The 19,830-nt window shown below is 66.1% G+C and carries 24 protein-coding genes; 9 read left to right on the top strand and 15 right to left on the bottom strand.

All coding sequences use genetic code 11. The features are described 5' to 3' along the window. From E4L96_RS00730 to E4L96_RS00690, 9 genes are all read right to left on the bottom strand, one after another. Positions 1 to 183: class I SAM-dependent methyltransferase (locus tag E4L96_RS00730; RefSeq protein WP_502654445.1), on the bottom strand; the 183-nt coding region annotated here is incomplete at its 3' end. 58 nt (positions 184 to 241) lie between these two features. Then, complete coding sequence (locus E4L96_RS00725) at positions 242 to 1,444, bottom strand: tryptophan--tRNA ligase (RefSeq protein WP_135205326.1); 1,203 nt, start codon at positions 1,442 to 1,444, stop codon at positions 242 to 244. Between the two features lie 4 nt (positions 1,445 to 1,448). Then, a complete protein-coding gene (locus E4L96_RS00720) occupies positions 1,449 to 2,114 on the bottom strand; it encodes a site-2 protease family protein (protein WP_135205325.1) in 666 nt (221 codons plus the stop codon). A gap of 62 nt (positions 2,115 to 2,176) precedes the next feature. Continuing rightward, a complete protein-coding gene (locus E4L96_RS00715; RefSeq protein WP_135205324.1) occupies positions 2,177 to 2,794 on the bottom strand; it encodes an L-threonylcarbamoyladenylate synthase in 618 nt (205 codons plus the stop codon). Next, positions 2,791 to 3,675 (bottom strand): protease HtpX, encoded by an 885-nt coding sequence (gene htpX, locus E4L96_RS00710; protein ID WP_135205323.1) that lies wholly within the window; start codon positions 3,673 to 3,675, stop codon positions 2,791 to 2,793. Before htpX ends, E4L96_RS00715 begins: the two co-directional genes overlap by 4 nt. A gap of 100 nt (positions 3,676 to 3,775) precedes the next feature. Then, positions 3,776 to 4,609 carry a 3',5'-nucleoside bisphosphate phosphatase gene (locus tag E4L96_RS00705; protein WP_135205322.1) on the bottom strand — a complete coding sequence of 278 codons (834 nt, stop codon included), beginning with the start codon at positions 4,607 to 4,609 and terminating at the stop codon, positions 3,776 to 3,778. 173 nt (positions 4,610 to 4,782) lie between these two features. Further along, a complete protein-coding gene (locus E4L96_RS00700; protein ID WP_135205321.1) occupies positions 4,783 to 5,661 on the bottom strand; it encodes an alpha/beta fold hydrolase in 879 nt (292 codons plus the stop codon). A gap of 182 nt (positions 5,662 to 5,843) precedes the next feature. Next, the gene (locus tag E4L96_RS24525; protein WP_135205320.1) at positions 5,844 to 6,287 is read right to left on the bottom strand and encodes a hypothetical protein; all 444 of its coding nucleotides are present in this window, start codon (positions 6,285 to 6,287) and stop codon (positions 5,844 to 5,846) included. Positions 6,288 to 6,391: 104 nt separating this feature from the next. Then, entirely contained in the window at positions 6,392 to 7,288 is an 897-nt protein-coding gene (locus E4L96_RS00690; protein ID WP_167758556.1) for a sigma-70 family RNA polymerase sigma factor, read from the bottom strand. A 142-nt stretch (positions 7,289 to 7,430) separates the two neighbouring features. On the opposite strand from E4L96_RS00690, the gene clpP reads away from it, so the two are divergent. The 5 genes from clpP to E4L96_RS00665 all read left to right on the top strand — a co-directional run bounded on the left by clpP (position 7,431) and on the right by E4L96_RS00665 (position 11,159). Continuing rightward, the gene (gene clpP, locus E4L96_RS00685) at positions 7,431 to 8,030 is read left to right on the top strand and encodes an ATP-dependent Clp endopeptidase proteolytic subunit ClpP (RefSeq protein ID WP_135205318.1); all 600 of its coding nucleotides are present in this window, start codon (positions 7,431 to 7,433) and stop codon (positions 8,028 to 8,030) included. A 91-nt stretch (positions 8,031 to 8,121) separates the two neighbouring features. Further along, a complete protein-coding gene (locus tag E4L96_RS00680; protein WP_135205317.1) occupies positions 8,122 to 8,646 on the top strand; it encodes a gamma carbonic anhydrase family protein in 525 nt (174 codons plus the stop codon). 3 nt (positions 8,647 to 8,649) lie between these two features. Beyond that, entirely contained in the window at positions 8,650 to 9,636 is a 987-nt protein-coding gene (gene hslO / locus E4L96_RS00675; protein WP_135205316.1) for an Hsp33 family molecular chaperone HslO, read from the top strand. 180 nt (positions 9,637 to 9,816) lie between these two features. Further along, entirely contained in the window at positions 9,817 to 10,680 is an 864-nt protein-coding gene (locus tag E4L96_RS00670; RefSeq protein WP_135205315.1) for a class I SAM-dependent methyltransferase, read from the top strand. A gap of 38 nt (positions 10,681 to 10,718) precedes the next feature. Beyond that, entirely contained in the window at positions 10,719 to 11,159 is a 441-nt protein-coding gene (locus E4L96_RS00665; RefSeq protein ID WP_220433369.1) for an acyl-CoA thioesterase, read from the top strand. A gap of 21 nt (positions 11,160 to 11,180) precedes the next feature. Here E4L96_RS00665 and E4L96_RS00660 read toward each other — a convergent pair whose 3' ends face one another. Together E4L96_RS00660 and E4L96_RS24150 are read right to left on the bottom strand one after the other, a co-directional pair. Continuing rightward, entirely contained in the window at positions 11,181 to 11,522 is a 342-nt protein-coding gene (locus E4L96_RS00660) for a helix-turn-helix domain-containing transcriptional regulator (RefSeq protein WP_135205314.1), read from the bottom strand. After that, positions 11,470 to 11,595: a hypothetical protein gene (locus E4L96_RS24150; protein WP_229414164.1), complete on the bottom strand. Its 126-nt coding sequence runs from the start codon at positions 11,593 to 11,595 to the stop codon at positions 11,470 to 11,472. The genes E4L96_RS00660 and E4L96_RS24150 overlap by 53 nt, the downstream gene beginning before the upstream one ends. An 89-nt stretch (positions 11,596 to 11,684) precedes the next feature. Here E4L96_RS24150 and E4L96_RS00650 point away from each other — a divergent pair, with 89 nt between their 5' ends. The 4 genes from E4L96_RS00650 to bcaP all read left to right on the top strand — a co-directional run bounded on the left by E4L96_RS00650 (position 11,685) and on the right by bcaP (position 15,067). After that, positions 11,685 to 12,029, top strand: coding sequence for an FAD-dependent oxidoreductase (locus E4L96_RS00650; protein ID WP_135205313.1), 345 nt, complete (start codon positions 11,685 to 11,687; stop codon positions 12,027 to 12,029). A gap of 71 nt (positions 12,030 to 12,100) precedes the next feature. Next, positions 12,101 to 12,835, top strand: a complete 735-nt coding sequence (locus tag E4L96_RS00645) for a DUF3108 domain-containing protein (protein WP_135205312.1) — start codon at positions 12,101 to 12,103, stop codon at positions 12,833 to 12,835. 70 nt (positions 12,836 to 12,905) lie between these two features. Then, positions 12,906 to 13,496 (top strand): DUF1579 family protein, encoded by a 591-nt coding sequence (locus E4L96_RS00640; RefSeq protein ID WP_135205311.1) that lies wholly within the window; start codon positions 12,906 to 12,908, stop codon positions 13,494 to 13,496. 131 nt (positions 13,497 to 13,627) lie between these two features. After that, positions 13,628 to 15,067, top strand: coding sequence for a branched-chain amino acid transporter BcaP (bcaP, locus tag E4L96_RS00635; RefSeq protein WP_135205310.1), 1,440 nt, complete (start codon positions 13,628 to 13,630; stop codon positions 15,065 to 15,067). 17 nt (positions 15,068 to 15,084) lie between these two features. On the opposite strand, the gene ftsB is transcribed toward bcaP, so the two are convergent. The 4 genes from ftsB to pyrG form a co-directional block, all read right to left on the bottom strand. After that, positions 15,085 to 15,465, bottom strand: a complete 381-nt coding sequence (gene ftsB / locus E4L96_RS00630; RefSeq protein WP_135205309.1) for a cell division protein FtsB — start codon at positions 15,463 to 15,465, stop codon at positions 15,085 to 15,087. Positions 15,466 to 15,487: 22 nt separating this feature from the next. Next, complete coding sequence (gene eno / locus E4L96_RS00625) at positions 15,488 to 16,771, bottom strand: phosphopyruvate hydratase (RefSeq protein WP_135205308.1); 1,284 nt, start codon at positions 16,769 to 16,771, stop codon at positions 15,488 to 15,490. A gap of 104 nt (positions 16,772 to 16,875) precedes the next feature. After that, positions 16,876 to 17,733, bottom strand: a complete 858-nt coding sequence (kdsA, locus tag E4L96_RS00620; RefSeq protein ID WP_135205307.1) for a 3-deoxy-8-phosphooctulonate synthase — start codon at positions 17,731 to 17,733, stop codon at positions 16,876 to 16,878. Then, positions 17,730 to 19,421 (bottom strand): CTP synthase, encoded by a 1,692-nt coding sequence (gene pyrG / locus E4L96_RS00615; RefSeq protein WP_135205306.1) that lies wholly within the window; start codon positions 19,419 to 19,421, stop codon positions 17,730 to 17,732. Before pyrG ends, kdsA begins: the two co-directional genes overlap by 4 nt. Positions 19,422 to 19,830 lie beyond the last annotated feature (409 nt).

Below are 19,830 nucleotides of genomic sequence, written 5' to 3'. Positions count from 1 at the left end.
CGCCAGCGCCTGCGCATCGCGGTCCAGCGCCAGCACCGGATGCCCGAACCCGGCCAGGAAATGCGCATGCCGCCCGCTGCCGCAGGCCAGATCGAGCACCTCCCCCGCCGGCATCAGCGGCGCCCAGCGCGCCACCCACGGCGATACCGCCCCACCGGCCGGATGCTGCAGCTCGCCCGCCATCACGCGGCCTCCCCTGCTGCCGCCGTGGCGGAGGTCACGCTCGCCCTCAGCATCATCATCACGTGTACTGCAAGCCCATCGCCTCGCGCACGTCGCGCATGGTCTCCTGGGCCAGTTTGCGCGCCGTCTCGCAGCCGTCGGCCACGATGGCGCGCACCAGCGACGGATCGTCCAGGTACTGCTGCGCGCGCTCCTGCATCGGCTCCTGCTCGGCCAGCACCGCGTCGATCACCGGCTGCTTACACTCGATGCAGCCGATGCCCGCCGAGCGGCAGCCCTTGACCACCCACTCCTTGGTCGCTTCCGGCGAATACACCTCGTGCAGCTGGTACACCGGGCAGCGCGTCGGCTCGCCCGGATCGGTGCGCCGCACGCGCGCCGGGTCGGTCGGCATGGTGCGGATTTTCTTGGTCACGGTCTCCTTGTCCTCGCGCAGCGAAATCGCATTTCCGTAGGACTTGGACATCTTCCGCCCATCCAGCCCCGGCAGGCGGGAGGCCTCGGTCAGCTTGGCCTGCGGCTCGACCAGGATCAGCTTGCGCGACCCTTCCAGATACCCAAACAGCCGCTCCCGGTCGATCATCGACAGCGACGCCGCATCGTCCAGCATCGCCCGCGCCTGCTCCAGCGCCGCCTCGTTGCCGTCCTGCTGGTACTCGGTGCGCAGCTCCGCATACAGCTTGGCGCGCTTGGAGCCCAGCTTCTTGACCGCCTCCAGCGCCTTCTCCTCGAACCCCGGCTCCTTGCCGTACAGGTGATTGAAGCGCCGCGCGATCTCGCGCATCATCTCGATATGCGGCACCTGGTCCTCGCCCACGGGCACCTGCGAGGCGCGGTAGATCAGCACGTCGGCCGCCTGCAGCAGCGGATAGCCGAGGAAGCCGTAGGTGGCGAGATCCCGGTTGGCCAGGTTCTCGATCTGGTCCTTGTAGGTCGGCACCCGCTCCAGCCAGCCCAGCGGCGTCGCCATCGACAGCAGCAGGTGCAGCTCCGCATGCTCCGGCACCCGCGACTGGACGAAGATGGTGGCCTGGGACGGGTCGATGCCCGCCGCCAGCCAGTCGATCACCATGTCCCAGGTGCTCTTCTCGATGATGGAAGGATCGTCGTAGTGCGTGGTCAGCGCATGCCAGTCCGCCACGAAGAACAGGCACTGCTGCTCGGACTGCATGCGGATCCAGTTCTTCAGGGCGCCATGGTAGTGGCCAAGGTGCATGGTGCCGGTGGGGCGCATGCCGGAGACGACGCGGTCGGGATACATAGGGTCAGAGGAAGGCGGTGAGAGGAGAAACGAGCAATGTGACCAGGGCAACAACACCCTCTATCATAGCGCCGAGGAAGCCATCGAGCACCCCCGTGTACATCAGCGCGATCAGCCCGATGAAGATGAAGGTGCTGTAGCTCTCCAGCTGCGCGAACTTGCGCGCCAGCGGCATGGGCAGCAGCCCGGTCACGATGCGGCCGCCGTCGAGCGGCGGCACGGGAATCAGGTTCAGCGCGCACAGGCCGGCATTGACCAGCACCCCGGCGCGCGCCATTTCGCTGAAGAAGCGCATGCCCTCGCCCGCGCCGCCCATGGCCAGCAGCACCAGCACGATCATCCAGAACAGCGCCATGGCGAAGTTGGCCGCCGGGCCGGCTGCGGCCACGAAGGCCATCTGCTTCTTCGGATTGCGCAGCCGCGCGTAGTTGACCGGCACCGGCTTGGCAAAGCCGAACGGCATGTGGATGGTGAAGTACAGGATCAGCGGCAGCAGGATGGTGCCGAAAGGATCGATGTGGCGTGCCGGGTTCAGCGACAGACGCCCCTGCTCGGCCGCGGTGGAGTCACCGAAATACCGGGCGACGTAGCCGTGGGCGGCTTCGTGAAGCGCGATGGCGAACAGCACCGGAATCGCGTACACCGCGACCTTCACTATGAATTCGTTCATTGGTGGGATTCTATCAGAGGGGTGGTGGAGGCTCGCCGGCGGCGCCGGAGCCCGCGCTGTCTTTACAGACCGAACACCGCCGGATCGCCACGGCCGGCCCGCACCAGCACGGGCTCCTCGCCGGTCAGGTCGATCACGGTGGACGGCTCCATCGGCGCCGCCCCGCCGTCGATCAGCAAGTCGATCTGCTTCGCCAGGCGCTCCCCGATCTCGTCCGGATCGTTGAGCAGCTCGTCGTCGAGGATCAGGGTGGTGGCCAGCAGCGGTTGGCCGAGCTCGGCCAGCAGCGCCTGCGCGATGGTGTTCTCCGGCACCCGCAAGCCGATGGTCTTGCGCGACGGGTGCGACAGGCGGCGCGGCACGCTGCGGGTCGCCTCCAGGATCACCGCGTACGGCCCCGGCGTGGCCGCCTTCAGCAAGCGGAACTGCTTATTGTCCACGCGCGCGTACTCGGCGATTTCCGAGAGGTCGCGGCACAGCAGGGTCAGGTGGTGCTTCTCGTCGATGCCGCGGATGCGGCGCAGCTTTTCCACGGCCGCCTTGTCGTCCAGGTGGCAGGCGAGTGCATAGCAGGAGTCGGTCGGCAGCGCGACCACGCCGCCGCCGTGGATGATCTGGGCCGCCTGCTTGACCAGGCGGCCCTGCGGGTTGTCCGGATGAATGTGAAAGACCTGGCTCATGCGGCCCGCAGCGTCTGCAATGCCGCGATGCGTTCCTCGATCGGCGGATGGGTGGAGAACAGCGCGCCCAGGCCGCCGCCGTTGCCGGAGATGCCCGATGCCGTCATCGACTGCGGCAGGTCGCCCGGCCCCATGCCGCCCAGGCGGGCCAGCGCATGCTGCATCGGCACCGTGCTGCCCAGCAGCTTGGCCGACCCGGCGTCCGCACGGAATTCCCGCTGGCGCGAGAACCACGCCACGATGATCGAAGCCAGCAGGCCGAACACGATCTGGCACACGAACACGGCCACCATGTAGCCGATGCCCGGGCCGCGCCGCTCCTCGCCGCGCGAGAGCGCCTGGTCCACCACGGCGCCGACCACGCGCGACAGGAACACCACGAAGGTGTTGACCACGCCCTGGATCAGGGTCAGCGTGACCATGTCGCCATTCGCCACGTGGGCGATCTCGTGGCCCAGCACGGCCTCGACTTCCTCCCGGTTCATGCCCTGCAGCAGGCCGGTGGAGACCGCCACCAGGGCCGAGTTCTTGAAGGCGCCGGTGGCGAACGCATTCGGCTCGCCGTCATACACCGCCACCTCCGGCATGGCGATGCCGGCCCGGTCGGCCAGTTGGCGGACCGTGTTCAGCAGCCACATCTCGGTGGCGTTGGCGGGATTCTGGATCACGCGCGCGCCGGTCGACCATTTCGCCATGGTTTTGCTCAGCAGCAGCGAGATGATCGAGCCCGTAAAGCCGACCACCAGGGAGAACACCAGCAGCGCCGGCAAGTTCAGTCCGCCCGGCCCATAAGTCTGGCCGACGCCGAGCACGGACAGCACGATCCCCAGCACGAGCATGACGGCCAGGTTGGTCGCAATAAACAGGACGATACGTTTCATGTGGTCAGCGCGGGAGCGCCCGAGGGTTGGTACGCCGCCAAGATAGGGGCGGATGAGCAAAATTTCAAGGCTGAGCCGCCGGATGCGGCCGCACTGGGCATCAGAACCAGTCGTGCCAGACCGGCGTGACGCTGGAAGGCAACGGCGGCAGCTGGGCGAACTCGACGCGCGCCTCGCCCGGCGCATGGAAATCGGTCCCGCGCGAGGCCAGGAAGCCGTAGCGATTGGCCAGCTCGGCGTATTTCGGATACTGGTCGGGAGTATGGCTGCCCGTCACCACCTCGATGGCCTGGCCGCCGAGCTGCTTGAATTCGTCGAACAGCGCGCCTTCCACCAGGGCGCTGAACTTGTAGCGGCCGGGATGGGCGATCACGGCGATGCCGCCCGCGTCCTGGATCCAGCCGACCGCCTGCTGCAGGCTCGCCCAGCGGTGGGGGACGTACCCCGGCTTGCCTTCGGTGAGGTATTTGCGGAACACTTCCGGCGTGTTGTTGCACACGCCGAGCTCGACTAGGTAGCGGGCGAAGTGGGTGCGCGACATCAGGTCCGGGTTGCCGACGTATTTCAGGGCGCCTTCGTAGGCGTCGGGGATGCCGACGGCAGCCAGCTGGGCGGCGATGTCGCGGCCGCGGGCATCGCGGCCGTTGCGGGTGGCTTCCAGGCCCTGCACGAGCGACGCATTGTCCTCGTCCACGCGCAGGCCGACGATGTGGACGGTCTCGTTGGCGTAGGTGACGGAGATCTCCACGCCCGCCACGAACTGCATGCCCAGCTGCTGGGCCGCTGCGCGCGCCGGCTTGATGCCGCTGATTTCATCGTGGTCGGTCAGTGCCCACACGTCCACGCCGGACTGGTGCGCGTACGCCGCCACCCGCTCGGGCGGGAGCACACCGTCGGATACGTTGGAATGGCAGTGCAGGTCGACTTTCAGCATGAGGCGGACAGCGGATCGGAATACCGATATTGTACGCTGCTGCGCAGCGCATGGACGCCTTCCCCATCCCCTACCCCCTGCGGAATCCAGGTAGCGTCCGCAGCCGAAGATTCCACACCGGGGACGTACCCCGGCGTACAACTGTAGGAATACCGGAAAGCCGCGGCGGGACCTCAGGCGCGCAGGAAGTCCTCGATCTTCGTGGCCAGTGCCTCGGGCTGGTCGTGGTGCAGCATGTGGCCGGCGGCGGGCATCATCTTCGGCGTCACGTTCTTGAGGCGCGCGAGGCGGCGGTCCACTTCCACGCGCGCCTGCTCCTTCGGCCCCATCCACAGCCACATATTGGTCTCTTCCGCTTCCACCCACAGCACGGGCGCGGTGATCAGGTCCCAGCAGGCCAGCACTTCCTCGGTGTGGTACAGGAGCGGGCTGGGCTTCTTGTGGTTCGGATCGCCGAGGATCTCCCAGCGCCCTTCGTCGTTCTGCGCCGACCAGTGCTGAGACAGGAATTCGGCCCGTTCATCGGAGAGGCGCGGGTTGGTCTTCTGCAGCCTCGCCGCGACGTCCGCGCGCGTGGCGTAGGTGCGCAGGCTGGGCGGCTCCTTCAACTCGTCCAGCCACTTGGCGTAGCGGCCCGGCGCCTGCTCCGGCCTGGTATTCGGTAGCCCGAAGCCTTCCAGATTGACCAGCTTGCGGATCCGCTGGGGACGGACCCCGGCGTACACGGTGACGATGTTGCCGCCCATGCTGTGGCCAAGCAGGTTGACTGGCGCCTCGGGCGAATAGTGGTCGAGAATTAGCTCCAGGTCGGCGAAATAGTCGGGGAACCAGTAGGTATCCGAATGCGTGCGCTCGGTGAGACCGAAGCCCCGCCAGTCGGGCGCGATCACGTGCCAGTCGTCCTGCAGGCAGTCGACCACGAACTGGAACGAGGCTGACACGTCCATCCAGCCATGCACCATGAACAGCTTGGGCGCGCCTTCCCGCCCCCAATGGCGGACGTGGTAGCGCAGGCCGCGGATGTCGAGGAATTCGGAGCGGGAGGGTTTCATGGCTGAGGCACGCAGAAAAAGAACGATCGTTCGATTATGCCACGTTCCCGCCGCCCCTGCAGACCGAGCCCCAGCCTCGCTGCCTCGCTGCCTCGCTGCCTCGCTGTCTCGCTGCCCCGGTGCGTCGGTGCCCCGCCGCCCGCTGCCCGCTCCCCGCTGCAGGGGCGCGGCGGCGTGACAGGTCAGTGCGACGGGCAAGGCACCTGCTTGACCGTGAACCCCTGCTCCCGCATCCGCTCGCCCATGATGGTATGCACTGGCAGCGCGCTGGCACAGTACGTCACCCCGCCGCTGCGGATGCGCGTGGCGCGCAACCCGTCGCCGGTGACGTAGTCCTCGCTGGCGAACCCGCGCGGCCTGAACGCGGCCGCCATGTGCTCCTGCATACGCGCGCTTGGCCCCGCGCCCGATAATCGGCCCGCTGCCGCTGTCGCTTCGCTGCCAGCCGCCGTGCTCGCCGCACGCTCCGCTACCCGCTGGAGCTCATCGTCTTTCAGCCACCCCAGCGCCCGTTCGCGCACCGTGCGCACCTTCGGCTCAATGGCCAGCGGCGCGTCCGCCGCAAGGCCTTGCGCAGCCGCCCCCAGCGCCAGCACAGGCGCCGCCCGCGCCACCCTGAGAATCATCTGTCTGCACGCACTCGAGATCATGCTTGTAGTATAAGCACCCGCCCCGCGCCCGGATGAAGCCACGCTTAGGCGCGACCTCGCACCGTCGGCCCCCCGCGTGGTTAATTGACGGCGGCGACGGCCCGGGTCTGCGCCGCGCGGGCAGCTGCAAGGCAAGAGACCAGCAGACTTCCCACGGCGCCGCGCGCCCAACGCGAGTGCACCGATGCCGCCCCTTCCTCCAGTCCCGCCGCCGACGCCGAAATGTCCCGAGCACCGCGCCCCGGCGTGGCGCCGGCCACGACCGTGCCGCAGGTGGTGGACTGCCCGGTGCTGGCGCCGTCCAAAATCATGGCGTTGGCCTCCGTGGCGGGCTTAGCACACGCGCTGACGGCAGCGGCATCCGACAGCAGCCCGATCAGCACCGGCACATCGAGCCGATGCAAGGCAAGGTGAAACTCATGCACCAGCTCCCGGCAGCGCTGCTCCTCCTGCTCCTGCCGGGCGTCGCGCGCAAGCCGCTTGCGGGCGCGGTGCAGCAGTTGGCGGCTGTTGGCCTCGCTGATCCGAAGCAGCCGCGCGATCTCCTCATGCTCCCGCTCGCACGCCTCGTGCAGCACCAGCACGATCCGCTCCGCCTCCGACAGCCGCGCACGCAGCACAGCCAACACCGCGCTGAGATCGAACAAACGCGCCAGGACGTCCTCGGGTGTCTGGACCGCGCCGCCGTCCGACCCGGACGTGCCGCCGTCCAGCAAAGCCAGCTCCTGCGCCACCTCCCACGCCCGCTCCCGCTGCCGCAAACGGTCGATCGCCAGGTTTTGCACCACCGTGGTCAGCCACGCCGCCGGCGTACGGATGCCATCGCGCCCGGCCGCGCCCTGCCAGCGCAGGAACCCCTCCTGCACCACATCCTGTGCCTCATGCGCGTCGCCCAGGATGCGGACCGCGATTGCTGTCAGCCGCCCCCGATGGCGTTCGAACGCGGCCCCCAGGTCGGAACTGTCATCGACTTTCATTGTCATCCTCCTTGCACGTATGCGCGCACCTGACGAACCGGCGCGCCGCCGCGTGACACCCCCGCGCAAAATTTCTGCCACTGTCACGCCGCGCCCCGCGCCCCACGTCAACAGGCCAAGCCACTCACGATAGGAGCCTGCCATGCATCCCCTGAACCAGGGCCTCGTGCCCACCGTGATCGAACAGTCCAGCCGCGGCGAGCGCGCCTACGACATCTATTCCCGCCTGCTGCGCGAGCGCATCGTGTTCCTGGTGGGCGAGGTCAACGACCATATCGCCAGCCTGGTCACCGCCCAGCTGCTGTTCCTCGAATCCGAGAATCCCGACAAGGATATCCATTTGTACATCAATTCGCCCGGCGGCTCCGTGTACGCCGGGATGGCGATCTACGACACGATGCAGTTCATCAAGCCGGACGTGTCCACCCTCTGCACCGGCATGGCCGCCAGCATGGGCGCCTTCCTGCTGACGGCGGGCGCGATCGGCAAGCGCTTCGCCCTGCCCAATGCCCGCATCATGATCCACCAGCCGCATTCCGGCACCCAGGGCGTGGCCGCCGACATCGAAATCCACGCCAAGGAGATCCTGCACATCCGCCACCGCCTGAACAGCATCATGGCCGAGCGCTCCGGCCGCACCCGCGAGCAGCTGGAAAAAGATTCCGACCGCGACCGCTACATGTCCGCCACCGACGCCGTCGAATACGGCCTCATCGATCGCATGCTGGAGCACCGTGAATAGGAAGAGCCGAACTATTGCATTACCGCACCTTAGCCCCATATAGCCGGGAAGCCGTAAAATATCGGCCATTCCCAACCCTATTTCCACTTCCATGGCTATCTACCAGCTGGGCGAGCACGCCCCGGAGATCGACGCATCCGCTTTCGTGGCTGACTCGGCCACGCTGATCGGCAAGGTCACGCTCGGGCCCAACACCTCGGTGTGGTACGGCGTCACCATCCGCGGCGACAACGAGCGCATCACCATCGGCGCGCGCAGCAACGTGCAGGAAAACACCGTCATGCACACCGATATGGGCTTCCCGCTCACGGTGGGCGAGGACGTGACCATCGGCCACCAGGCCATGCTGCACGGCTGCACCATCGGCGACGGCTCGCTCATCGGGATCCAGGCGATCGTGCTCAACGGCGCGAAGATCGGCAAGGGCTGCCTGGTCGGCGCCGGCGCCCTGGTCACGGAAGGGAAAGAGTTCCCGGACAACTCGCTGATCATCGGCGCGCCTGCCAAGGTGGTGCGCACCCTGACGGACGAGGAAGTCCAGCGCCTCAAGCTGTCCGCCGCCAGCTACGCCGCGCGCGGCCAGCAATACCAGGCGGAACTCACTCGCATCGGATAATCCATGACTGACCATAACACTGACACCATCGACACCACCGGCAGCGCCGACACCCTGCAGAAGTTCATCTTCGAGAACGCCGCCGTGCGTGGCGAGTTCGTCGAGATCAGCGACACCTGGGCCGAAATCCAGGCGCGCCACACCTATCCGCTGGCCGTCAAGCACGTGCTGGGCGAGATGGTGGCCGCCGCCGCCCTGCTGTCCGCCAACCTCAAGTTCAACGGTTCCATCGTGATGCAGCTGCACGGCGACGGCCCGGTCAAGCTGATGGTGGTCGAGTGCGATGCGGACCTGCGCATGCGCGCCACCGCCAAGCTGTCCGCCCACGCCGACATCGCGGACGACACGCCGCTGCAGCAATTGGTCAACGTGCACCGCCAGGGCCGCTTCGTGATCACGCTCGACCCGCTGGACAAGGTGCCGGGCCAGCAGCCCTACCAGGGCATCGTGCCGCTGGACGGCGAGGACATGGCCGTGGTCATCGAGAATTACATGCTGCGCTCCGAGCAGATGGACACCAAGCTGTGGCTGGCGGCCGACGACAACGTCGCCCGCGGCCTGCTGCTGCAAAAGCTGCCACGCCACACTGGCAAGGAAGGCGAGCAGCCCAAGCAGGCCACGGTCGAGGAAGACCTGGAGACCTGGAACCGTGCCGTCTCGCTGGCCTCCACGCTGAAACAGGAGGAGCTGCTGGCGGCCGGCATCGAGACCCTGATGCATCGCCTGTTCTGGGAGGAAACCCTGCGCGTGTTCGAACCGCTGCACCCGAGCTTCCACTGCACCTGCACCCGCGAGAAGGTCGCCAACATGCTCAAGATGCTGGGCCGCGAGGAAGTCGAGTCCGCGCTGGAGGACCTGGGCACACTGTCGATCAACTGCGACTTCTGCGGCAAGCACTACGGCTTTGACGCGGTCGACTGCGCCCAGGTATTCGCCCAGGACGCCGCGGTGCAGACCCTTCACCACCCAGAAGGCGGGCTCAAGCACTGATCCGCCGAGGGCCGCCCGCAGTGGCGGTCCGGTTCGTTTGACCCATCCCAACCCGCCGCCCGCGGCGCGGGAGAAAAATTCGCCAGGGAGGCCGCGTGTGCGCCTCCCGGCGAAGATGGCTGTCCCCAGTCCAGCACGACCGTCCATGTGGCCGCTTCGCATCTCTCCGCGGAGCCGTCCATGAAAGCCTGCGTCGTCAATCCCTCCCACCACCTCGATCCGCACAGCTTCATCAAGCAGGGCGCGGCCATCTTCCGCTGCGCCCAGTGCGGCTGCATCATGGCCGACATCGGCTTCGACCATGGCCAGTACGAGTCCCACACCTACTACACCCTCAAGCGCAAGACGCTGGCGGCCATCGACGAGGAATGGGGCTTCCGCTGGCGCTACATCCTGCGCCGGATCGCGGCCACCGGGCACCCCGTCTCGCTGCTCGACGTCGGCGCGGGCAACGGCTATTTCGTGCGCGTGGCGGCGCGCGAGTTCGGCCTGCGGGCCAGCGGGCTGGAAATCTCGGCCGAGGAAACCCGCTTCGCGCGCGAGACCGTCGGCGTGGCGCTGATCAACCACGATGTGGCGGAGCACCGCCAGCGCTACGACGTGGTCACCTGCTTCAACGTGCTGGAACACGTAGCGGATCCGCAGGCCTTCCTGTCCGCGCTGGTGGCGCGCGTGCAGCCCGGCGGCCTGCTGGTGCTGACCACGCCCAATCCCGGCTGCATCCATGCCCGCGTGCGCGGCCTCGAAAAATGGAATATGGTGGACCCGCCGCACCACCTGAACCTGTTCTCGCGGCGCGCGCTGTACGACCTGCTGCGGGCGCGGAACCTGGAGGTGCTGCGCTACGAAACGCTGAGCACCTATGTCAACTGCGTGCGGCGCTTCGATACGGAGGACTTGCTGCTGCGGCGCGCGGTGTTCCAGCTGCTGCGCTGGAGCCAGCTGGGCGCGGACCACTTCATCGTGGCGCGCAAGCCGGCGCGGATCGGGAGCTCTCCGGCCGAAGCGCTTAGAATAGCCGAGGTTGATGAAGCAATTGAATAGGCGCCTGCCCGGCTGGGTGGGCGCGCAGAAAAAGGCGTATGAGCAAACACCCCCTGGCCACAGTGCCCCGCAGCGACTTCCCGCACGTTCTGGCGATCCCGACCCGCTGGATGGACAACGACGTGTACGGGCACATCAACAACGTGCATTACTACAGCTTTTTCGACACCGCGGTGAACCGCTTCTCCATCGATCGTGGCGTGCTCGACATCCACAATGATCCGGTGGTCGGCTACGTGGTCGACAGCGGCTGCTCCTATTTCGCGCCCATTGCATATCCCGACGTCGTGCATGCCGCCATCCGCGTGAGCAAGCTCGGGACATCGAGCGTCCGCTACGAGATCGCCCTCTACCGCAACGACGACGCGTTGCCCGCTGCCGCCGGCCACTTCGTCCACGTCTACGTCAACCGCGCTACCAGCACCCCCGTCCCGATCCCCCCAGCGGTCCGCGAGGTGCTCGCAACGATCCTCGCGTAAAGCTGGCAGCGGCACGAATCGTCAGGCAGAGCCGGGGGCTTCCGGATCTTCGGTATCGATGCCAACAGCGCGCATCCGCGCTGCTGCTGCCCCTAATGACATCGGAAGTTCAGCACGAAGTATGGCTATCACTTGCTCGCTGCTGAGCCCAGCCTTTTGCGCGAGGTCTTGGACTCCTGGAGATCGCGCCACCGCCTGCAGAGCAGATGCAACGTGGGCCACCTGCCTCGACTGCAGTGCTTCATTGAGAAATATGCCGATCATTTCAGCATCTTCCAAGGCGTCCGCGGGATCAAACGGTGAAAACCTTTCACGCATAATCGGACCTCCATTGTTTTGTGAGACGCTTTGCGAGAAGTACATCGCGTTGCCGCGACGCTTTCGTACCCCCTGCTAAGAGAACAATGATCATCGCCCCTTGCCGAAAGAAATACAAGCGATAGCCCGGACCGTAGTGGATGCGAAGTTCTTGAACACCGTCGCCGACGCCCTGCTGTCTAAGTGCGATGGCGTCGGAGGGAGTGGATGCAGGATGTGGTGGTGATCGGAGTCGGCCTGGCCGGCTTGTCGGCGGCGGTGGGGCTGGCGGATGCGGGACTCCGGTTCACGGCGCTGGAAGCAGCGGAACGCCTCGGCGGGCGCGCCTCCAGCTGGACCGACCAGGCCACCGGCGACGTGGTCGACATTGGCCCCCACGTGATGCGCACCGAATACTGCAACATGCTGGCCGTCCTCGACCGGCTTGGCACCAGGGACCTGATCCATGCCGCAGCGCCCCACCAACGGCCTGGCAGGCTTGATCCGCCGCGCCACGCTTCTGAAGGAAGGCCGCCGCGACGGCCAGCACCGCGAACCTTAACGCCAGCCTAAGACCGCGCTTCAACCTGTTCTCCGAGTGCCCCTCCGCCACTACAATCCGATTTTTGCGGAGGCCATTCCACATGCATACGTCCACCACCATCGCACTTGCGGCAGCGCTGTTCTTCTCGTCCGCCGCGCAAGCCGAGACCATCGAAGTCGGCCAGCCTCTCGCACGCTTCGCCGCGCTCAAGGCAGGCACCCACCACTACCTGATCTACTCGAAGAAGGATGGCGCGAACATCCCCTTGAGCATCTGGGAGCGCGAGGTGATCTACACGGCCGACGGCATGCGCATCCGCCAGCGCTGGGACGGCACCGCGCCCGGCATGGTCAAGACGCTCGACTCCTGGTTCGACAAGGCCACCTTCAAGCCGCGCAGCCACGTGCGCATTACGGAAAAGGACGGCAAGCGCGTGGTGGAAGGCTTCGTGTTCGACGGCGCCAAGGTCACCGGCATGAAGGACCTCGCCGACAACACGCAGAAGGAGCTCGCCGTCACAAGCGACGGCCCGACCTACAACTTCGAGACCGACATGGAATTCCTCGGCACCCTGCCACTGGCCGAAGGCTACGAAGCGAAGATCCGCTTCTACCACCCCGGCGGCCCGGCCCCGGCCTGGTACACGTGGAAGGTGATTGGCTCCGAGACCATCCCAGGCCCGCGTGGCCCGGTCGATTGCTGGGTGCTGCAGACCGACTACAACAAGCCGGGGCAGGAGACCAAATTCTGGTACGCCAAGGACTCGCAGATCCTGGTTCACCTGGAAGGCAAGGCCCCCAACGGCAGCGTGTTCGTGAAAGCGCTGATCGACTGACGCACGGGGCGGCGTGCGGCGGGCATGTTCCTTGCAGGATGGTCTGGCTTCCCATCCTGAAAGAGAGACCATGTTCACCCGCCGCCTGTTCGCCCCACTCTGCACTTCGCCGTTCGCAGCATTGCTTCTTGCGGTCCTGCTGCTGTCCGCTCCCACCGTCCGCGGACAGTCTGCGGACAAATCTCCTGATACCCGCTACGTCCCCATGCATATGCAGAGTGGCACCTGGGATGCCGCGGTCACGTTCTACGCGAACGACCAGCCCAGCGGGACCGCCAAGGGCGTGCAGACCAATACCCTGCTGCAGAACGGACACTGGATCGTCAACCAGTTCCGCATACCCGCCAGCGGCAAATTTCCCGCTTATGAAGGCCACGGCGTCTGGGGCTATGACCCGGTGGCCAAGACCTGGGTCGACACCTGGGTCGATACAAACGACATGGCGGTGCGCACCAGCTACGGCTTCTGGTCCGACCGGGAGCAAAGCATGACGTGGTCCTCCAAGCAACCCAACGGCTCCGGCCAATGGACCGATTTTCGGATCATCGAGAAATACGAAGGTGCGGACAGGCGCACCCTGACCTTCTACCAGCTCGGTGTGATGACCGCCCGCCCTATCAAGCTGGTGGAAATGGTTTTCACCCGCCGCGCAAACAGCTGAACGGCCCACCGTCGGCAAGAGCGATCACTCGCAGCGGCATGGGTGGCCCCACGCACGGCAGCGCGAGTGGTTCTATGACCGGACCAGCCGCCTGCCTATAGTGCGGTTTTCGCATCCTGCAGGAGTGCCGTGTGAGTCTATTTCGAACCAAGGACCTGGACCGGTCCGTCGCCGCCAGCCGCGCCCCCGGCGGCCTCAAAAAAGTGCTGGGCCCCGTGGACCTGGTCCTGATGGGCATCGGCGCCGTGATCGGCACCGGCATCTTCGTGCTCACCGGGACCGGTGCTGTCACCGCCGGTCCCGCGCTTACCCTGTCCTTCATCATCGCGGGCCTGTGCTGCGGGTTTGCGGGCCTGTGCTACGCGGAATTCGCGTCCACCGTGCCGCTGGCCGGCTCCATCTACACCTACAGCTACGTCACGCTCGGCGAGATCGTCGCCTGGATGATCGGGTGGGACCTGGTGCTGGAATACGGGCTGGCGACATCGGCGGTGTCAGTCGGCTGGTCCGGCTACTTCCAGTCCCTGATTGCCGGGTTTGGCCTCAAGCTGCCGGTGGCGCTGACCGCGGCACCGGGCGCGCTGCCGGGCGTAACCACGTGGTTCAACCTGCCCGCCCTGTGCATCATGCTGGTGCTGACCACGATGCTGTCGCTGGGCCTGCGCGAGTCCGCGCGCGTGAACAACGCGATGGTGGTCATCAAGGTGCTCGTGGTGCTGCTCTTCATTGCCGTCGGCGCGCGCCATGTGCAGCCGGCCAACTGGCATCCCTTCATGCCCTTTGGCTGGAGCGGGACGCTGAGCGCCGCGGCACTGATGTTTTTCGCCTTTATCGGCTTCGACTCCGTGACGTCGGCGGCGGAGGAATGCAAACGGCCGGAGCGCGACCTGCCCATTGGCCTGATCGGCACGCTGGGCGGCTGCACCATCCTGTACGTGATCGTCACCCTGATCATGACCGGCATCGTCCCGTATCCGAAGTTCCTCGGCGTGGACCATCCGGTCTCGCTCGCGCTCCAGTACGCGAAGGAGAACTGGATCGCGGGCTTCATCGACCTCGGCGCCATCCTCGGCATCACCACCGTCATCCTCGTGATGTCGTACGGGCAGACGCGCATCATCTTCGCCATGTCACGCGACGGCCTGCTGCCCGCGCGGCTGGCGGCGGTGAATCCGCGCTTCGGCACACCCTTCTTCGCCACCTGGCTGGTCGGCATCGTGTTCGGCCTGCTGGCCGCGCTGGTGCCGCTCGGGGTGCTGGGGGAACTGGTCAACATGGGCACCCTGGCCGCGTTCTGCCTCGTCTCGGTGGCCGTGCTGGTGCTGCGCAAGAAGCGGCCGGACCTGCACCGCGCCTTCCGCTGCCCCGGCGTGCCCTACGTGCCAATCCTCGCCATCCTGTTCTGCGCCACGCTGATGGCCTTCCTGAGCCGCACAACGTGGATCGCCTTTCTGGCCTGGCTGGCGATCGGCCTGGTGGTCTACTTCACCTATGCGCGCAAGCACTCGCTGCTGAACCAGCAGGCGGCGGCAAAGCCGCGTGGAATCGCGGAGCAGGTCCGCTACGAATAAAGCGCGCGGCGGCGCGCTCAGTGCCCGGCAGGCGCGGGCTGGGTCGGCGCTTGGACGATGGGCGCAGCGCCCGCTGCGGGGGCAGCCGGCAGCGCAGGTGCGGATGCGGCGGGCGCACCTGCCGGAGCAGGGCCCACCACCTGCACGAACACCTCGTTCTGCTTGATCATCCCCAGCTCCACCCGCGCGCGCTCCTCGACCGCCTCGGTGCCGTCCTTCAGGTCGCGCACTTCGGAATCGAGCTTGGCGTTGCGTGCGCGGAGCTCGTCGTTCTTCTGGTGGACGGCCGCCACCTGCGACTCCATGTCCTTCACGTGCAGCCAGCCCCCTTTCCCCAGCCACAGGGGATACTGAATCAGGAGCAGCAGAGCTGCCAGCGCGAGCGGAATGAGGCGCACGGTGCGGCCTTACGAAGAACGATTACTTCAGATTGTAGAACGCCGAACGGCCCGGGTAGCTGGCGATGTCGCCCAGGTCTTCCTCGATGCGCAGCAGCTGGTTGTACTTGGCCATGCGGTCCGAACGCGACATCGAGCCGGTCTTGATCTGCAGGGCGTTCAGGCCTACGGCGATATCGGCGATGGTCGAGTCCTCGGTCTCGCCCGAACGGTGCGAGATCACGGCGGTGTAGCCCGCGCGCTTGGCCATCTCGATGGCGGCGAAGGTCTCGGTCAGGGTGCCGATCTGGTTGATCTTGATGAGGATCGAGTTGGCGATGCCTTTCTGGATGCCTTCCTTCAGGATCTTGGTGTTGGTGACGAACAGGTCGTCGCCCACCAGCTGCACGCGCTTGCCCAGCACGGAGGTCAGGTGCGCCCAGCCTTCCCAGTCGCCCTCGTGCATCGCGTCCTCGATCGAGACGATCGGGTACTTGTCGCACCAGGTGGCCAGCAGGTTGGTGAAGTCCTGCGCCGACAGCACCAGGCCCTCGCCTTCCAGGTGGTACTTGCCGTCCTTGTAGAACTCGGACGCGGCGCAGTCCAGGCCCAGCGCGATCTGGGTGCCCGGCTCGTAGCCGGCCTGCTCGATCGCCTGGATGATCAGCTTGATCGCTTCTTCGTGGCTGGCCACGGACGGAGCGAAGCCGCCTTCGTCGCCAACGGCGGTGGTCAGACCCTTGTCATGCAGGATCTTCTTCAGGGTGTGGAACACTTCCGCGCCGTAGCGGATCGCTTCCTTGAACGACGGGGCGCCCACCGGGATGATCATGAACTCCTGGATGTCCAGGTTGTTGTCGGCGTGTGCGCCGCCGTTAATCACGTTCATCATCGGCACCGGCATCTGCATCGAGCCCGAACCGCCAAAATAGCGGTACAGCGGCAGGCCGGCTTCCTCAGCGGCGGCCTTGGCGACGGCCATCGACACGGCCAGCATCGCGTTCGCGCCCAGGCGCGATTTGTTTTCGGTGCCATCCAGCTCGATCAGGGTCTTGTCGAGGAAGGCCTGCTCGTTGGCGTCCAGGCCCATGATGGCTTCGGAGATTTCAGTGTTGATATTCTCGCAGGCCTGCAGCACGCCCTTGCCGAAGTAGCGCGACTTGTCGCCGTCGCGCAGTTCGATCGCTTCGCGCGAACCGGTCGAGGCGCCCGACGGCACCGCGGCGCGGCCCATGACGCCGGACTCCAGCAGCACGTCGCACTCCACGGTCGGGTTGCCGCGCGAGTCAAGGATCTCGCGGCCGATGATGTCAACGATAGCACTCATGTGAAATCTCCAAAGTTCTTAGATAGGGAATCGGAATGAACGGACGGAGCCCGAAGGCTCCGCCACAATTCTGGTACTGGGGATGAAAGGCCAGCCCGGTCGCATTACGCGGCGAAGCTGTTTTCGAGGAAGCCTGCCTTCTTGACCACGCGATCGAGATCGATCAGGGTCGCCAGCAGGTCTTTCATTTTCCCCAGCGGGACGGCGTTGGGACCGTCGGACATGGCTTGCGCCGGGTTGGGGTGCGTTTCCATGAACAGACCGGAGACCCCGGTCGCCACAGCTGCGCGCGCGAGCACGGGTACGAACTCGCGCTGTCCGCCGGAAGAGGTGCCCTGCCCGCCTGGCAGCTGCACCGAATGGGTCGCGTCGAAGACGACCGGGCAGTTCGTCTCGCGCATGATGGCGAGGGAGCGCATGTCCGACACCAGGTTGTTGTAGCCGAAGGAGACCCCGCGCTCGCAGGCCATGAACACGTCGTCCGGCAGGCCCGCTTCGCGTGCCGCGGCGCGGGCCTTGTCGATCACGTTCTTCATGTCGCCAGGCGCCAGGAACTGGCCCTTCTTGATGTTCACCGGCTTGCCCGCGACGGCGACGGCGGTGATGAAATCGGTCTGGCGGCACAGGAAGGCCGGGGTCTGGAGCACGTCCACCACCTTGGCCACTTCCGGAATCTCTTCGTTGGTGTGCACGTCCGTCAGGACCGGCACGCCGATTTCCTTCTTCACGTCGGCCAGGATCTCCAGGCCCTTTTCCATGCCCAGGCCGCGGAACGATTTGCCCGACGAGCGGTTGGCCTTGTCGAAAGACGACTTGTAGATGAAGGGGATGCCCAGCGCGCTGGTCATCTCTTTCAGGGTCCCGGCGGTGTCCAGCGCCATCTGGCGCGACTCGATCACGCAGGTCCCGGCGATCAGGAAGAACGGCTGATCGAGGCCGACGTCAAATCCACAGAGCTTCATGCGGCATTCCCTTGCAGTGCGGTGGCGGAGGTGCCGTTGTTGGCAGCTTCGTTGTTGGAGTTCGCGGCCTTGTGCGCCAGCGCGGCGCGGATGAAGGAGGTGAACAGCGGATGGCCGCCGCGCGGGGTCGACTTGAACTCGGGGTGGTACTGTACGCCCATGTACCACGGGTGCACGTCGCGCGGCAGCTCCATGATCTCGCACAGGTCTTCGGTCGGCGTACGGGCCGACACCACCAGGCCCGCATCCTCGACGCGCGACAGGTAGTGGTTGTTTGCTTCGTAGCGGTGGCGGTGGCGCTCGGTCACCACGCTGCCGTAGATTTCGGCGGCCAGGGTGCCCGGGTTCACGGCACAGGTCTGCGCGCCCAGGCGCATGGTGCCGCCCAGGTCCGAATTCTCGTCGCGCTGTTCGACCTTGCCGTCGTGGTTCTGCCACTCGGTGATCAGGGCGACCACCGGCTGGTCGGTCTCGGGATCGAACTCGGTGGAGTTGGCGTTGGTCAGGCCCGCCTTGTGGCGCGCGTATTCGATCAGCGCGACCTGCATGCCCAGGCAGATGCCGAGGTACGGAATGCCGTTTTCACGCGCGTACTGGGCCGCGCGGATCTTGCCTTCCACGCCGCGCTTGCCGAAGCCGCCCGGAACGAGGATCGCATCGTACTTGGCCAACTGGCCGGTGCCCTGCTCTTCGATTTCTTCCGAGTCGATGTACTCGATGTTCACGCGGCTCTCGGTGTGGATGCCGGCGTGGCGCAGCGCTTCGGTCAGCGACTTGTACGACTCGGTCAGGTCCACGTACTTGCCGACCATGCCGATGGTGACCGTCGCCTTCGGGTGCTCCAGCGCGTGGATCAGCTTCGCCCAGACCGACAGGTCGGCCGGCGGCGCGTCGATGCCCAGCGCTTCGGTGATGATCGCGTCCAGGCCCTGGTCGTGCAGCATCTGCGGCACCTTGTAGATGGTGTCCACGTCCCACACGGAGATCACGGCCTGCTCTTCGATGTTGGAGAACAGCGAGATCTTGGCGCGTTCGTCGTCCGGAATCGGGCGGTCGGCGCGGCACAGCAGCGCGTTGGGCGAGATGCCGATCTCGCGCAGCTTCTGCACGCTGTGCTGGGTCGGCTTGGTCTTGAGTTCGCCGGCGGAGGCGATGAACGGCACCAGGGTCAGGTGCACGAAGGCGGCGTTCTTGCGGCCCACGCGCAGGCTCAGCTGGCGCGCGGCTTCCAGGAACGGCAGCGATTCGATGTCGCCCACCGTTCCGCCGATCTCGACCAGCGCCACGTCGACGCCTTCGGCGCCGCGGTGGATGTAGTCCTGGATCTCGTTGGTGATGTGCGGGATCACCTGGACGGTCTTGCCGAGGTACTCGCCGCGGCGTTCCTTGCGGATCACCGATTCGTAGATCTGGCCGGTGGTGAAGTTGTTCACCTTGCGCATGCGGGTGCTGATGAAGCGCTCGTAGTGCCCGAGGTCGAGGTCGGTCTCGGCCCCGTCATCGGTGACGAACACTTCGCCGTGCTGCATGGGGCTCATGGTGCCGGGGTCCACGTTGATGTACGGGTCCAGCTTGAGCATGGTGACTTTGAGGCCGCGCGATTCGAGGATCGCGGCGAGGGAAGCGGCGGCGATCCCTTTACCCAGGGACGACACCACACCGCCAGTGACGAAGACAAATTTGGTCATTTGCTAGAAGAGTGCCGGGCGGCACGCAGCGGGAAATTGAAATTATACCTTAATCCGCGGGTTCATCCGAGATTCCGGCACTCATATCCCTCTAACGGCCGGGCATCTGGGGCGAAACGGCCCGCAAAGGGCGCGAACAGTCTTCGCCGATTCGTCTTCGATTCGTCGCGGGCCAGCGTCAATATTGGGACAGTTTCAGGACACTCATCGGCGGCGCTGCGGCCTAGACTTTTGGTGACTCAACCATTGACTGATTGCGCCATGCCTCGCCTGCTCCGTTCGCCCATCGCCCATCCCGTGTCGCCGCGTCCCGCCGCGCTCCACCGCACCGCGCGCGGCTCCGTCATGCGGTCCGCCTTGCTCGCTTTGGCCACCGGCACGCTGTCGACCGGCGCGCTGGCCCTCGTGC

The organism is Zemynaea arenosa (assembly GCF_004614185.1).
Classification (GTDB): Bacteria; Pseudomonadota; Gammaproteobacteria; order Burkholderiales; family Burkholderiaceae_D; genus Telluria; species Telluria arenosa.
This window is presented reverse-complemented; position numbering and strand designations above follow the sequence as displayed.